This window comes from Marmoricola sp. URHA0025 HA25 (assembly GCF_054059435.1).
Window position 1 is genome coordinate 1,827,100 of the sequence record NZ_JBSSCD010000001.1, and the last position, 14,441, is coordinate 1,841,540.

Here is a 14,441-nt window from a genome sequence, read left to right on the forward strand (position 1 = left end):
TTCCACACTGGGTAGGTTCTCGGCATGCACCCGACCTGGCTGACGGCGTTTCTCGACTTCACGCCGGACGAGCTCGACCGGGCCGTGGCGTTCTGGCAGGGGGTGACCGGCTACGCACTGTCCGGCCACCGGGGCGAGCGCGACGAGTTCGCCACCCTGGAGCCACCTGCGGGCGACGCCTACCTGCGCGTCCAGCGGCTCGAGGACGGCGAGCCGGGGATACACCTCGACGTGCATGCTCCCGGCCAGCCGTTCGACGTACGCCGCTCGCCGGGTGGGTTGCCCTACTGCATGGTCGAGGGGTCCGAGTCGGTGAGGCCGGCTCCGGCGACCTGGCCCGACGGCAACCGGTCGGTGGTCGACCAGGTCTGCCTCGACATCCCGCCCGGGATCTACGACCAGGAGTGCGCCTTCTGGGCCGAGCTCACGGGGTGGGAGCTCTTCGACGGCGGCACTGCGGAGTTCCGCCGGCTGCGGAAGCCGGCCGGCCATCCACTGAACATCCTGCTGCAGCGCCTCGACTCGGCGGACGGACCGGTGCGCGCCCATCTCGACCTCTCCGCCGACGACAGGGACGCCGAGATCCGCCGGCACGAGGAGCTCGGGGCATCGGTGCTGCGCGCGCACGAGGGCTGGACGGTCATGCAGCCGCCGGCGGGACCCGTCTACTGCATCACCGGTCGGAAGCCTCTCGTCGAGCCGCGCTGAGGCGCGCGATCCAGTCCCGGTGCGCACCGCCGAACGGTCCGGCGCCGCCGCTGACCGCGGCGAGCACCTCGTCGCAGCTCGCGCGGGCCGCGGCGATCACCTCGGGGGGATACCCCAGCGAGACCTGGTGCTCCGCGAACTCGTCCTCGTCGTCCACCCAGATTCGACCGGTCGGCCCTTTCACGACGTCGAGGTCGAGGTCCACAGCCCTCACCCACGACTCGTCGTCGGCCCACTCGGACGGCGTGGCGATGTCGACGTACACGTCGACGGGCCTGTCGGCATCGTCGCCGTAGATCGTCGCCATCCACCACGCGTCGTACGGGACCAGCACCACGTGGTCGCACCACGCGTGGAAGCCGCGCTCGGGCCGGGACAGCCACGTCCCCTCCGGTACGCCGAGCCAGTAACCGTGCGCGTCGGCACCGAGCCGGAGGGCGTCGAACTCCCAGTGCGGCAGGTCGGGCCACTTGCGCGTCAGCACCCGCACGGCGCGTCTGTCAGCATCCACGCCGCAACGATACGGACGTGTCGGGCGAGGACCCGAGGCTGACACTCACCCGGCGCGGAGCCGCTCGATGACAGCGTCGGGCACGAGCTCGCGGGCGAGAGCGAGCAATGGCGGAGTCGAGGTCATCGCGAGGAACACGACGTCTCCTCGGACGCGGACCTCGCGGATCTCGTCGAACCGGATCTCGCGGGCCCATCGCACGGTGCGGGAGACCATCCGATCGGAGAGCACCTCGACGCTCGCGACGGCTCCGCTCGGCATCGCGTCGGCCATGGCGCGCCGGGTGCGCACGAAGGCAGTGGTGAGGGCGAGGAGCGTCAGGGAGGGTCCGAGCAGCAGCCAGGCCCCACCGGCGGCGTACGCGATCAGCGCAGACACGAGGACGGCCAGTACGACCCGCACGTAGAACCTCGCCCCGCGCGCGATCTCCTTCAGAGTCGCCGCTGCGACGTGGGACGGCCATCCTTCGGGAACGACCACCTGGCGCACGGAACCAGTGGGCGCCGGGGACCACGACAGCGGCACGGCACCGGCCGCCCGCGCTCTGACGGTCCCGATCGCGTCGGGCGGAAGGAGACCGGCAGGCAGGACCTCGATGGACGGACGTCCACGTACGACGATCCACTGGGTGTGCTCCCGCAGTCGCACCCGGTGGATGCGACCGTAGGGAATCGTGCGCGTTGCGGCCGGGCGCGCGATGACCAGGGCGTCCTGCTCGAGCCGGACCTCCGTGACCGAGCCGGTGGGGAACGAGCGGCGCATGCGCCTTCGGTTGATCGGGCGAGCGAGCGCAAGCCCGACGAGTACGGCTGCAGCCAGTAGTGCGGCGACCACCAGTCCCGAGACGAGGGCGATCCTGACGACCTCGCCGCGGTAGTACGGCAACGAGTTGCGGTTGCCGTGAAAGGAGGCGTAGTAGCCGACTCCGAAGCCGACGACCGTCAGCGTGGCCCAGACGACGGGACGGTTCACCCGCGCCATGGAGTCCCGGTCGAGGGCGGCCGCCATCCCGCCGTCGGACACGTAGCGGTAGGTCGCAGGCAACGCCGGATCCGTCACGGGCCGATCGTAGGAGCGGACCCACGATGGATCAGGTGAATGCCCGAACTCGGCGGGAGCCGGGGCTCACCCGCAGCCCGCGCTCAGGCGCGCTTGTCCGGGATCACCCGGGCGGCGATCCGGGCGACCACGTCCTGGTAGCGGGAGCCGGTGAGCTTGGCGAAGTGGTGGATCACGTGCGCGTCGAGCCCGACGAGCTGGCGCGCCTTGCCCTTCACTGCGGCGTCGAGGATGATCCGGGCCGCCTTCTCCGCGGGCATCCGCGCCAGCTTCTGCTCGAAGAGCCGGTCGATGGCCTCGGCATCCTGGCCCCTGGTCTTGCGGCCGTGGCGGGCGATCCCGGTCCTGATGCCACCGGGGTGGATGCAGGTCACCGTCACCGGGTGCTTGTTGATCAGCATCTCCTCGCGGAGCGCCTCGGTGAAGCCGCGAACGGCGTACTTGGTGGCGTTGTAGGCGGTCTGCCCGGGCATCGAGATCAGCCCGAACAGCGACGAGATGTTGACCACCGCACCGTCGCCCGAGGCGATCAGGTGCGGGAGGAATTCCTTGGTGCCGTTGACGACCCCGAGGAAATTGACGCCGACGATCCAGTCGAAGTCGGTGTACTCCATGTCCTCGAAGTCACCGGTCACGGTCACGCCTGCGTTGTTCACGACCATGTTGACAGTGCCGAACTGCTCGACGACCGCGCTGGCGTACTCGCCCATCGCCGCGCGGTCGGACACGTCGAGGACGTCGCTGCGCAGCGCACGCGCACCTGCGGCCTTCACCAGGTCGACGGTCTCCGCGAGCCCGTCGGCGTTCCAGTCGGAGACCGCCACCAGTGCTCCACGGCTCGCTGCCAGGATCGCCATCTCCCGGCCCATGCCGGAACCGGCCCCGGTGATCACCACGACCTTGCCGTCAAGACTCTTCATGCCAGTTGCTCCTTCTTCGCGGGGGTCGCGGTGGTCACGTCGTACTTCTCCAGGTCGAACCTGCGCAGCATGCCGCGGAAGGCGAACGTCGTGCGCGGCCAGAGCGTCGTGTTGCGGCCGTGCTCGTCGAGGTACCAGCTCGCGCACCCGCCGGAGCTCCACACGGTGCGCGCCATCCGGCGCTGCACGTCGGCGGTCCAGGCGTCCTGCGCCTCCTGCTTCGGCTCGACCGCCACGATCCCGCCGGCCTCGACCTGCTCGATCGCGGAGACGATGTAGGCGATCTGGCTCTCGATGATGAACACCATGCTCGAGTGCCCGAGGCCGGTGTTCGCGCCGACGATCTGGAAGAAGTTGGGGAACCCGGTCGTCGTGGTGCCCTTGTACGACGACATCCCGTGCTCGGCCCAGACGTCGGCCAGCGTGCGACCCTCGCGGCCCTTGACGTGGTGCGCGATCGGCTGGTCGGTCGTGTGGAAGCCGGTCGCCACGATCAGGCAGTCGATCTCGCGCTCGACGCCGTCGACGGTCCTGATCCCGTTCGGGGTGATCTCGGCGATCGCGTCGGTCACGAGCTCGACGTCGTCGCGGTCGAGAGCGGGGTAGTAGGTGTTCGAGATGAGGATCCGCTTGCAGCCGATCTGGTAGTGCGGCGTGACCGCCTTGCGGAGAGCGGGGTCGGAGATGCCCTTGCGGATGTTCGCGAGGGCGGCCGCCCTTGCGGGGGCGGCGAGCCGCGGCTCCAGGGTGAAGGCCGGCACGTAGAGCTCGCGTCCCCAGTAGATCGCGCTGCGGTAGAGCCGCTGGACCAGCGGCAGGTGCCGGAACGCGAACCGCTCGACCCCGGTGTACGCCCGGTCGTTGCGGGGGATCACCCAGGGGGCGGTGCGCTGGTAGAGGTCGAGCTGTGCGACCTTCCCGACGATCTCCGGCACGATCTGGATGGCGGACGCCCCGGTGCCGATTACGGCCACGCGCTTCCCGGTGAGGTCGTAGTCGTGGTTCCACCGGGCGGAGTGGAAGACCTCGCCCGCGAACTCGTCGATGCCCTCGATCTCGGGGAGCTTCGGCTCGGAGAGCCCACCCGACCCGCTGATCACGATGTCTGCGGTCACGGTGCCGGCCGACGTCGCGACCCGCCAGACGTGGTCCTGCTCGTCCCAGGCCGCGTCCTCCACGGTGACGCCGAAGTGGAACCTGTCGAGCACGCCCGACTGCCGGGCGACGTTCTCGAGGTAGGCCTGGATCTCCGGCTGCGGCGAGAACGACCGCGACCACTCGGGATTGGGCGCGAAGGAGAAGGAGTACAGCTGGCTCGGGACGTCGCAGGCCGCGCCGGGGTAGGTGTTGTCGCGCCAGGTGCCGCCGACGCTGGTGCCCCGGTCGACGACCGCGAAGTCCCGGTGCCCGGCCTCGTCCAGCTTGATCGCCGCACCGAGGCCGGCGAACCCGGCCCCGACCACGAGGATCCGGACACGTTCGGGGAGAGAGGTAGCCATGCGCTCTACCCTAGATGTTGTTGAACGACTGTCAATAGCGACGTTGACGCACGTTCAGTAATGTGGCCCACATGAGCACGACCACGGGCCGGGTGCGGATGTCGCCCGAGAGCCGCCGCGAGCAGCTGCTCGACCTCGGCACCAGGCTGCTCGCGACGCGCACCCTGGACGAGATCTCGATCGAGCTGCTCGCCGACGAGGCCGGGATCTCCCGCGGGCTGCTCTACCACTACTTCCACAGCCTTCAGGAGTTCCACGTCGCGGTCGTCCGGCGGGCGGTCGAGGACCTCGTGGCGATCACGGCGCCACGCGACATCGAAGATCCGCTCGAGCAGCTGTCGGTCTCGCTCGGTGCCTACGTCGACTACGTCTCGGAGAACTACACCGGCTACGTCTCGCTGATCCGGGCGGCCTGGGGCGCCAACGAGGAGCTCCGGGCCATCTACCAGGAGGCACGGCGCGTCCTCACGGACCGGATCTTCGACATCGCCGGGCCGGCCGAGCTGGCCGCGATCGGCGTGGTCGACAACCCCGCGACGCGGCTGCTCGCCGACGGCTGGGCGGCGATGGTCGAAGATGTCGTCGTCGCCTGGGTCGAGGACCCGCACGGCCTGTCCCGCCAGGACCTGCTCGACCGGCTCGCGCGTGCGCTGCCGGCCGTCGTCATCGGCTGAGCGGCCCGGTTTCGACCCGCCCTTCCGGGTTCGCGGGCTCACCCGGAGGCTCGCTCAAGCTCGTCGCGGCTCGGACGTACGAAGATCCAGAGCTTCATGGCGGTGAACCGCAACGCCGTCACCAGCAGGTTCGCGACCGTCAGGACGACGACCTCGAGTGTCGGGTGCGTGGGCGGCATCAGCCACAGGACGAGGCTGGTGAAGCCGAGGCCGAGCGCGAAGATCGCGAGCCCCTGCGCCTGGTGCCGGAGCCGGCCCTCGCGGCCGCGGACGCCGAAGCTGAACCGGCGGTTGGCCGCAGTGTTGCCGATCGCGGTCACCAGGAGCGCCAGCAGGTTCGCCTGAAGTGCTCCGGAGGTCTGCCGCAGCACCAGGTAGAGGCCGGCGTAGGCGAGGGTCGACAGCACGCCGATGACCACGAACATCGCGACCTGGAGCCCGAGCCTGCCGGTGCCGGCCTCCGCCGAGACCCGGCCCAGCCGCTCGCCGACCTCGCGCAGCGGCAGCCGCCCACGCGCCAGGCTCGTCGCGAGCCGTACGACGCCGCGCAGGTCGTCGCGCGCCGTGCGCACGATGTCCACCCGGCTGTCGGGGTCGTCCACCCAGTCGACGGGCACCTCGTGGATCCGGAGCCCTGCGCGCTCGGCGACGGTGAGCAGCTCGGTGTCGAAGAACCACTCCTGGTCGTGCACCAGCGGCAGGAGCTCCCGGGCGGCGTCGCGACGGATCGCCTTGAAGCCGCACTGGGCGTCGCTGAACCCGACCCGCAGCGCGCGGCGCAGGATCAGGTTGTAGCTCCGCGAGATGACCTCCCGCTTGAGCCCGCGGTCGACCCGCGACGAGCCGGCCAGCCGGGAGCCGATCGCGAGGTCGGAGTGCCCGCTGATCAGCGGCGCCACCAGCGGGAGCAGCGCACCGAGATCGGTGGACAGGTCGACGTCCATGTAGACCAGCACGTCGCTGTCCGACCGCCCCCACGCCTGCTTGAGCGCACGGCCTCGGCCCTTCTCCGCGAGGTGCTCGACCCTGACCTCCGGGTGCTCGTGGCTGAGCCGCCGCGCGACCACGTCGGTGCCGTCGGTCGAGGCGTTGTCGGCGATGGTGATCCGGAAGGTCCAGGGAAGGGCCTCGAGCGCGGTGAGCACCCGGCGTACCGAGGCGGCCAGCTGCTTCTCCTCGTTGTGCACCGGGATGACGACGTCGAGCACGGGAGCGGAGACCGACACCGCGGTCGCCGCCGGCTCGGGCCGCGACGCCTCGGCCGTGGTCATGCCGCACCGCCCGAGACGTCGTAGAGCGTCACGCCGCCGACGGTCGTCGCGGTGAAGTTCGCCGCGACCCAGGACGCGATCGCCGAGCTGCTGTTGCTGCCGGACCCACGAGGGCCTCCGAAGCCACCGCCTGCGACGAAGTAGTGGATCCTGCCGGCAGCGACGTCGGCTTCGAACTCGGCGAGCGTCGGGCTCGGGTCGGAGCCGTTGAACCCGCCGATCGCCATCACCGGGTCACCGGTCGCGAGCTGGTACCCCGATGCCGTGTTCGACCCGACAGCCGCGGCCACCCAGGTGTAGGAGTCGGCATCGGTCTTCAGCAGTGCGGTCAGCTCGGTGGTCGGGGTGCTGCCGTTGAGGAGCCCGCCTGCGTTGCCGCCGTTGCCGGGCGCCGCGCCATGCGGCGGGCCCTGGAAGGTGCCGGTCGTCCCACCGGCCATCGTCGTCGGCGGCCCGCCCATCCGCCCCATCCCGCCGGGTCCGCCCAGGGCGCCGGCGACGGTCGGTCCCGCGGTCGGGATCGAACCGGTGTGCGGGGTGGCGGCCGTCTGCGCGGCGTACGCCGCCGGACCCGCCAGCGTGGTCACCACGGCGAGTGCTGCGACGAGTGCCGCGAATCGCGCGGGGAGCAGCCGGACACCGGCGAGCAGGAGAGCGCCGGCGACGCCGCCGAGGATCACGGCGTACCGGAGCCACGGCGCGAAGTCCGCTGACCGGTCGAGCAGGACGAAGGACCAGATCGCGGTCCCGAGCGTCGTCGCCGCGAGGATGGCACGAGCTGCGACGTGGTCGCGCTCGCGCCAGAGTACGAGAGCGCCGAGGCCGACCAGCGCCGCGACCGGCGGCGCGAGCGCCACGGTGTAGTAGGCGTGGAAGATGCCGGCCATGAAGCTGAAGGTGAGCCCGGTGACGAGCAGCATGGCCCCCCACAGCACGAGCGCGGCCCGGATCCGGCGGTCGGAGCGGCCGAACCACAGCGCCGACGCACCCAGCACGAGCGCCGCCGGGACCAGCCAGGCGATCTGGCCGCCGATCTCCGCGTTGAACATCCGGCCGATGCCGGTGGCGCCCCACATGCTTCCGCCTTGGCCGGTTCCGCCCACCGATCCGGTCTCGTTGCCGGTGAGCCGGCCGAAGCCGTTGTAGCCCAGGGTGAGCTCGAGGATCGAGTTGGCCTGCGAGCCGCCGATGTAGGGGCGGCTGCCGGCCGGCCAGAGAGCGACGATCGTGACCCACCAGCCGCCGGCGACGACCATGGCGCCGAAGTCGGCGACCAGGTGCAGGACCCGCTTGCCGAAGGAGGTGCGGGCGAAGAGCAGGTAGGCGAGCCCGAGCGCGGGGAGCACCAGGAACGCCTGCAGCATCTTGGCGAGGAACGCCAGGCCGACGAAGGCGCCGGCGAGCAGCAGCCAGCGCAGGGGACGGCCGGTGTCGAGCTCGGAGTCCTCGACCGCGCGTAGCGTGGCGCCGCTGGCGGCGACCAGCAGCAGGACCAGCATCGCGTCGGGGTTGTTGAACCGGAACATCAGCACGGCGACCGGGGTCAGCGCCATCGCGATGCCGGCCAGCAGGCCGGCCGCGTCGGACCCCGTGCTGCGCCGGACGATGCGGAAGAGCAGGTAGACCGTCGCGACGCCCTCCAGCGCCTGCGGCACCAGGATGCTCCAGCTGGACAGGCCGAAGATCCGCACCGAGAGCTCCATCGGCCACAGCGCGAGCGGTGTCTTGTCGACCGTGATCGAGTTGGCTGCGTCGGAGCTGCCGAAGAAGAACGCCTTCCAGGACTCCGACCCGGCCTGGACGGCCGCGGAGTAGAAGGAGTTCCCCCAGCCGGACTCGCCGAGCCCCCACAGGTAGAGGAATCCGGTCGCGACCAGGAGTGCGACGAGAGCCGGCCGGGTCCACGTCGGCTGCGCGGCCGGCCTGGCCGGCCGCGTTGTCCGGTCGACGGGACTGCGGCGGCGCCGGAGGTCGAAGGGCGAGGTCAGGAAGGCCAGTGGGCGCGGTGTCGAGGTCTGTGTCAGGTCCATGCCCCGACCATTTCGGGCTCCGCTGCGCGGGCGTTGTGGTCGGTCTGTGGGGGCTCTGTGAGCGCGAGGAAATTCACTACGGAAGTAGTGAAACCAGGGCTTCCCGAACGAAATCGCGTACGGGGAGCGGCCAATTCACTACGCAAGTAGTGAATTGCCAGCCGTCAGCCGCGCGGCAGCGTGACCGTGAAGGTGGTGTCACCCGGCCGCGACGAGACCGCCGCCGATCCGCTGTGCGCCTCGGTGATCGCGCTGACCAGGGAGAGCCCCAGGCCGGCGCCACCGGATGCGCGGGTGCGGCTGGAGTCGCCGCGGGTGAACCGGTCGAAGGCCTCGTCGACCAGGTCCGGGGGCAGGCCGGGGCCGTCGTCGTGGACGTCGATCCGGACCTCGTCGGCCTGCGTCGAGGCCGCCACCGTGACCGTCGTACCGGCCGGGGTGTGGCTGCGCGCGTTGCTGAGCAGGTTCGTGATCACCTGGTGCAGGCGTGCGTCGTCGCCGACGACGGTGACCGGCTCGTCGGGCAGGGCGAGCTGCCACTTGTGGTCCGGCGCGACGACGCGGGCGTCGGCGACGGCCTCGAGGAGCAGCCGGGTCACGTCGACGTCCTCCCGCGCGAGCGGACGCCCGGAGTCGAGCCGGGCGAGCAGCAGCAGGTCGGCGACGAGGTCGCCCATCCGGTCGGCCTCGGTCTCGACCTTGTTCAACGCCAGCAGCAGCGCCTTCGTGTCGTCCGGAGTACGCCGGGACAGCTCGGCGTAGCCGTGGATCGTGGCGAGTGGCGTTCGCAGCTCGTGCGACGCGTCGGCGACGAACTGGCGCACCTGCTGCTCGCTCTTGTGTCGAGCGGCGAGAGCGTCGTCGATGTGGTCCAGGAGCGTGTTCAGCGCCGAGCCGACCTGACCCACCTCCGACTGCTCGTCGGTGAGGCGGTCGGGGACCCGGGTCTCGATGGCGGTGTCACCGGTGGAGAGGTCCTGGGTGGAGACCTCACGGGCGGTCTCGGCGACGGCGTACAGCGGCCGCATCTGCCGGCGGACCAGCCAGGTGCCGCCGACCCCGGCGACGCCCACCCCGAGGAGGGTCAGCAGGGCGAACCAGCGCAGCATGCTGTTGATGGTCGAGTCGATGTCCGCGGTCGGCAGGCCGACGATGCGCAGCCCGTCGGTGTCGGTGCGGGACGCGACGCGGTACTTGTGGCCGTACACGGTGGTCGTGTGCGGCTTGCCGTCCGCGGTGAGGGAGATGAGGTGCCGGACGATCCCGACCGTGAGTGCCTCGCCTTCACCCTCGTCGCTGGTGACGCCCGCCTGGGCCGTGTTGGACCCGGCTGCGATGGTGACGGTCAGGGCACCGGGGCGGATGAAGGCCCCGGACGTGCCGGGACCGTCACCATCCGGCGGGAATCCCAGCCGAGGCCCACTGACGGCCTCGCCGACCTGGCTGTCCAGCCGGTCGTAGAGGTAGCTGCGCATCGCGATGGTCGCGCTCGCCGCGACCAGGAGGCCGACCAGTGCCACGAGTGCCACGACCGTGACCACCAGCCGGGCGGTGAGGGTGCGCGGGACGAGCCGGTCGAGCCGGTCCAGGGACAGCTTCACGGAGCCATCGCTTCGACCGGCTTCAGGACGTAACCGGCACCACGCATCGTGTGGATCATCGGCTCACGACCGGCGTCGATCTTCTTGCGCAGGTAGGAGATGTACAGCTCGACCACGTTGGCCTGGCCGCCGAAGTCGTAGTTCCACACACCCGGTCGAGGATCTGTGCCTTGGAGAGCACCCGCTTCGGGTTGCGCATCAGGTAGCGCAGCAGCTCGAACTCGGTGGCGGTGAGGCTGACCGGCGTACCGGCACGGGACACCTCGTGGCTGTCCTCGTCGAGCATCAGGTCGCCGACGGCGAGCACCGAGTGCTCGGCGGTCTGCTGGGCACCCGCGCGGCGCATCAGGGCGCGCAGCCGGGCGACCACCTCCTCCAGGGAGAACGGCTTGGTCACGTAGTCGTCGCCGCCCGCGGTCAGGCCGGCGACCCGGTCCTCGACGGCGTCACGTGCGGTGAGGAACAGGACCGGTACGTCGGGCTGCTCGGTGCGCAGCCGGCGGAGCACCTCCATGCCGTCGAAGTCGGGCAGCATCATGTCCAGGACGACCGCGTCGGGGCCCTGCTTGCGAGCGGTGCTGACGGCCTGGCTGCCGGTGAGCGCCACCTCGACGTCCCAGCCCTCGTAGCGCAGGGCCATCCGCAGCAGCTCGGCGATGTTGGGCTCGTCGTCGACCACGAGCACCCGGAGGGGGCTCCCGTCGGGACGAGTCATCTCGGGTCCGCGCCCAGCTGCCGTTGCCATGGGTCCAGCGTGGAGCATCGGCTGAGGTCGCGGCCATGGGTTCGCTGTGAAAAGCCTGTGAGCGATCCGCCGTGCGAACTTCGCCGGTTCACAGCCTCGTGACAGGTTCCCGGTGCACGCTGGGACCATGGCAGACAACGACGAGGTCTCGGGCACCCCTGATCGCGACGCGACGCCGACCGAGGAGACGCGTCCTGTGCTCCCACCCGATCCGGCAGCGGCCCGGGAAGCCGACCCGGCCGCAGCGACGGCCGGGCCCACACCGGTGATGAAGCCGCGCTGGCGGGACCGCGTCTGGACGTTCCAGGCGATGCTCGCCGTTGCACTGGCCACTCTCGTGCTCGGTGGCGTCGTCGGTGCCTCGATCGTCGCGCTCGCCGACGACGGCAACGACCACGGCCGCATCGGCATGGGGCCGGGTGGTCCCGGCATGCCGGGCTGGCGCGGTCCGCACCGGTTCAGGGACGGCGGCCCCCGTTGGCAGTGGAACGACGGACCGCAGCCGCCGGACGGGCAGGTCACGCCGTACGGCCAGCAGCCGCCCGCACCGGCGCCCTCGCCGGCTCCCGCCTCGCCCTCGCAGTAGGCGCCGAGGGCTCGTCCGCCGGTTCCGGTGGCGGCCCGTTGGCGCAGTCAGGGAGACTGGTGCGGTTGTGCGCATCCAGTTCCCCGCCGAGCTCCCCGTCTCGGCTCGCCGCGAGGACATCGCCGACGCGATCCGCGACCACCAGGTCGTGATCGTCGCGGGCGAGACGGGGTCGGGAAAGACCACCCAGCTCCCCAAGATCTGTCTTGCCCTGGGCCGCGGCGAAGGGGCGATGATCGGCCACACCCAGCCGCGCCGGATCGCGGCCCGCAGCGTTGCCGAGCGGATCGCGGAGGAGCTCGGCACCGACCTCGGCGACGTCGTCGGCTACCAGGTCCGGTTCACCGACAAGACCTCGAAGCGGAGCCGGGTCAAGGTGATGACCGACGGCATCCTGCTCGCCGAGCTGCAGCACGACCGGGAGCTGAAGCGCTACGACACGCTCATCATCGACGAGGCCCACGAGCGCAGCCTCAACATCGACTTCATCCTCGGGTACCTCGAGCAGCTGCTCCCGCGCCGGCCCGACCTCAAGGTGCTGATCACCTCCGCCACGATCGACCCGGAGAAGTTCGCCCGGCACTTCACCGCGGCGGACGGTACGCCGGCCCCGATCATCGAGGTCTCCGGGCGCACCTACCCGGTCGAGGTGCGCTACCGGCCGCTCGTCCAGCTCCCAGAGGACGACGACGACGGGGAGGTGCTCGTCCGCGACCAGACCGAGGCGATCCTCGCTGCCGTCGACGAGCTGCGTGCCGACACACCGGGCGACATCCTGGTGTTCCTGCCCGGAGAGCGGGAGATCCGCGACACCGCCGATGCGCTCGGGCGGAGGGCGGAGGGTCCGCGGGGCTTCGACATCGTGCCGCTGTACTCGAGGCTCTCGGCCGCCGAGCAGCACCGGGTCTTCGAGCCGCACGCCCGACGACGGGTCGTGCTCGCGACGAACGTCGCCGAGACCTCGCTCACCGTCCCGGGCATCACCGCGGTGATCGACACCGGTGTGGCCCGGATCAGCAGGTACTCGGTCCGCACGAAGGTGCAGCGGCTGCCCATCGAGCCGATCAGCCAGGCATCGGCCAACCAGCGCTCAGGACGATGCGGACGGGTGGAGGCGGGGATCGCGGTCCGCCTCTACTCCGAGGAGGACTACCAGGCTCGCCCTGAGTTCACCGAGCCGGAGATCCTGCGCACGACGCTGGCCAGCGTGATCCTGCAGATGACGTCGCTCGGGCTCGGCGACGTCGCCCGGTTCCCGTTCGTCGACCCGCCGGACGCCCGCAACGTGCGCGCCGGCGTGCTCCTCCTCGAGGAGCTGGGCGCGCTGAAGGTCTCGACCGGGCCGGCCGCGGGCAAGGGTCGCAGCCCGAGGCTCACCGGGATCGGCCGCCGGCTCGCCCGCCTCCCGATCGACCCGCAGCTGGGCCGGATGCTGCTCGCCGCCGACCGGCTGGGCTGCCTGCGGGACGTGCTGGTGATCACCGCCGCGCTGTCGATCCAGGACCCGCGGGAGCGACCGGTCGAGCAGCAGACGAGGGCCGACCAGCTGCACGCACGGTTCCGTGACCAGCGCTCCGACTTCATGGCCTGGCTCAACCTGTGGCGACACCTCCGGGAGAAGCAGACCGAGCTCGGATCGAGCGCCTTCCGCCGGATGTGCCGCGAGGAGCACCTCAACTACTTGCGGGTGCGCGAGTGGCAGGACTTCGAGTCCCAGCTGCGCACGGTCTGCCGACAGGTCGGGCTGACCGTTGCGAAGTCAGGGAAGTCCGCGGACACCGGCGTTGACGAGGACGCGGTGCACCGCTCGCTGCTGACCGGGCTCCTCTCGCACATCGGCCTCCGGGACCGCGAGCGGCGCGACTACCTCGGCGCTCGAGGCGCGCGGTTCTCCGTCTTCCCCGGGTCGGGGCTCTTCAAGAGCCAGCCCGACTTCGTGATGGCTGCCGAGCTCGTCGAGACCTCGAAGCTCTGGGGACGGCAGTGCGCCGCGATCGACCCGCTGTGGGCCGAGGAGGCGGCACCGCACCTGGTCAAGCGCACCTGGTCCGAGCCGCACTGGTCGACCAAGCGGGCGGCGGTGATGGCCGCCGAGCGGGTCACCCTGTACGGCGTACCGCTGGTCGTCGACCGGCCCGTCAACTACGGCGCGATCGACCCGGTGGTGGCGCGCGAGCTCTTCATCCGGCACGCCCTCGTCCAGGGCGAGTGGCACCAGCGGCACCGCTTCCTGACCACCAACCGCCAGCTTCTCGACGAGGCAGAGGAGCTCGAGCACCGCGCGCGGCGGCGCGACCTGGTCGTCGACGAGGAGACGCTCTTCGAGTTCTACGACCGGGTGGTTCCCGCCGAGGTCTTGTCCGGCGCGCACTTCGACTCCTGGTGGAAGCAGCGGCGTCGCACCGAGCCGGACCTGCTCACGTTCGACCCGGCGATGCTGCTGCACGAGCAGGCGGCCGAGGTGCGGGCCCAGGACTTCCCGGAGACCTGGCGGGAGGGCTCGCTGGCGCTCCCGCTGGACTACCGGTTCGCTCCGGGTGAGCGCGACGACGGAGTGACCGTCGAGGTCCCGCTCGCAACCCTCAACCACCTCGACGGCGCATCGTTCAGCTGGCACGTCCCCGGACTTCGCGAGGATCTGGTGGTCGCGCTGATCCGGTCGCTGCCCAAGCAGCTGCGGGTCAGCTTCGTTCCCGCGCCGAACTTCGCGCGCGGGTTCCTGGCGGCGGTCCCCCCGGGCGAGGAGAGCATCACCGAGGCCCTCGCCCGACACCTCCGCGCGGTCACCGGCGTGCACGTGCCGCCCGAGGCCTGGTGACTGGTCGAAGGTGCCCGAG

General features: G+C 71.0%; 11 protein-coding genes and 1 pseudogene. 4 read left to right on the forward strand and 8 right to left on the reverse strand.

What is annotated here, in order from left to right; all coding sequences use genetic code 11:
- Positions 1-24: 24 nt before the first annotated feature.
- Positions 25-708 (forward strand): VOC family protein, encoded by a 684-nt coding sequence (locus ACVW00_RS08930; RefSeq protein WP_457110549.1) that lies wholly within the window; start codon positions 25-27, stop codon positions 706-708.
- Here the strand turns inward: ACVW00_RS08930 and ACVW00_RS08935 are convergent.
- The 4 genes from ACVW00_RS08935 to ACVW00_RS08950 form a co-directional block, all read right to left on the reverse strand.
- Positions 674-1,219, reverse strand: a complete 546-nt coding sequence (locus ACVW00_RS08935; RefSeq protein WP_457110550.1) for a DUF402 domain-containing protein — start codon at positions 1,217-1,219, stop codon at positions 674-676. The genes ACVW00_RS08930 and ACVW00_RS08935 overlap by 35 nt on opposite strands.
- Before the next feature lie 45 nt (positions 1,220-1,264).
- Positions 1,265-2,278 carry a hypothetical protein gene (locus ACVW00_RS08940; protein ID WP_457110551.1) on the reverse strand — a complete coding sequence of 338 codons (1,014 nt, stop codon included), beginning with the start codon at positions 2,276-2,278 and terminating at the stop codon, positions 1,265-1,267.
- 83 nt (positions 2,279-2,361) lie between these two features.
- Entirely contained in the window at positions 2,362-3,198 is an 837-nt protein-coding gene (locus ACVW00_RS08945; protein WP_457110552.1) for an SDR family NAD(P)-dependent oxidoreductase, read from the reverse strand.
- Positions 3,195-4,697, reverse strand: coding sequence for a flavin-containing monooxygenase (locus ACVW00_RS08950; protein ID WP_457110553.1), 1,503 nt, complete (start codon positions 4,695-4,697; stop codon positions 3,195-3,197). The genes ACVW00_RS08945 and ACVW00_RS08950 overlap by 4 nt, the downstream gene beginning before the upstream one ends.
- Positions 4,698-4,768: 71 nt before the next feature.
- On the opposite strand from ACVW00_RS08950, the gene ACVW00_RS08955 reads away from it, so the two are divergent.
- Entirely contained in the window at positions 4,769-5,371 is a 603-nt protein-coding gene (locus ACVW00_RS08955; protein ID WP_457110554.1) for a TetR/AcrR family transcriptional regulator, read from the forward strand.
- A 38-nt stretch (positions 5,372-5,409) separates the two neighbouring features.
- Here ACVW00_RS08955 and ACVW00_RS08960 read toward each other — a convergent pair whose 3' ends face one another.
- The 4 genes and pseudogenes from ACVW00_RS08960 to ACVW00_RS08975 form a co-directional block, all read right to left on the reverse strand.
- Positions 5,410-6,642, reverse strand: coding sequence for a glycosyltransferase (locus tag ACVW00_RS08960; protein ID WP_457110555.1), 1,233 nt, complete (start codon positions 6,640-6,642; stop codon positions 5,410-5,412).
- The gene (locus ACVW00_RS08965) at positions 6,639-8,672 is read right to left on the reverse strand and encodes a glycosyltransferase family 39 protein (RefSeq protein ID WP_457110556.1); all 2,034 of its coding nucleotides are present in this window, start codon (positions 8,670-8,672) and stop codon (positions 6,639-6,641) included. The genes ACVW00_RS08960 and ACVW00_RS08965 overlap by 4 nt, the downstream gene beginning before the upstream one ends.
- 164 nt (positions 8,673-8,836) lie before the next feature.
- The gene (locus tag ACVW00_RS08970) at positions 8,837-10,273 is read right to left on the reverse strand and encodes a sensor histidine kinase (protein ID WP_457110557.1); all 1,437 of its coding nucleotides are present in this window, start codon (positions 10,271-10,273) and stop codon (positions 8,837-8,839) included.
- Positions 10,270-11,018: pseudogene (locus tag ACVW00_RS08975) on the reverse strand (response regulator transcription factor). The gene ACVW00_RS08970 and the pseudogene ACVW00_RS08975 overlap by 4 nt, the downstream one beginning before the upstream one ends.
- A 127-nt stretch (positions 11,019-11,145) precedes the next feature.
- On the opposite strand from ACVW00_RS08975, the gene ACVW00_RS08980 reads away from it, so the two are divergent.
- A complete protein-coding gene (locus ACVW00_RS08980; RefSeq protein ID WP_457110558.1) occupies positions 11,146-11,604 on the forward strand; it encodes a hypothetical protein in 459 nt (152 codons plus the stop codon).
- Positions 11,605-11,671: 67 nt separating this feature from the next.
- Positions 11,672-14,422 carry an ATP-dependent RNA helicase HrpA gene (gene hrpA / locus ACVW00_RS08985; RefSeq protein WP_457110559.1) on the forward strand — a complete coding sequence of 917 codons (2,751 nt, stop codon included), beginning with the start codon at positions 11,672-11,674 and terminating at the stop codon, positions 14,420-14,422.
- The last annotated feature ends 19 nt before the right edge of the window (positions 14,423-14,441 follow it).

Bases quoted from the DNA above. Each gene is read 5' to 3' on its own strand.
- ACVW00_RS08960 (WP_457110555.1), bottom strand. From the start codon at position 6,642: ATGACCACGGCCGAGGCGTCGCGGCCCGAGCCGGCGGCGACCGCGGTG.
- ACVW00_RS08980 (WP_457110558.1), top strand. From the start codon at position 11,146: ATGGCAGACAACGACGAGGTCTCGGGCACCCCTGATCGCGACGCGACG.
- ACVW00_RS08965 (WP_457110556.1), bottom strand. From the start codon at position 8,672: ATGGACCTGACACAGACCTCGACACCGCGCCCACTGGCCTTCCTGACC.
- ACVW00_RS08945 (WP_457110552.1), bottom strand. From the start codon at position 3,198: ATGAAGAGTCTTGACGGCAAGGTCGTGGTGATCACCGGGGCCGGTTCC.
- ACVW00_RS08955 (WP_457110554.1), top strand. From the start codon at position 4,769: ATGAGCACGACCACGGGCCGGGTGCGGATGTCGCCCGAGAGCCGCCGC.
- ACVW00_RS08930 (WP_457110549.1), top strand. From the start codon at position 25: ATGCACCCGACCTGGCTGACGGCGTTTCTCGACTTCACGCCGGACGAG.
- ACVW00_RS08950 (WP_457110553.1), bottom strand. From the start codon at position 4,697: ATGGCTACCTCTCTCCCCGAACGTGTCCGGATCCTCGTGGTCGGGGCC.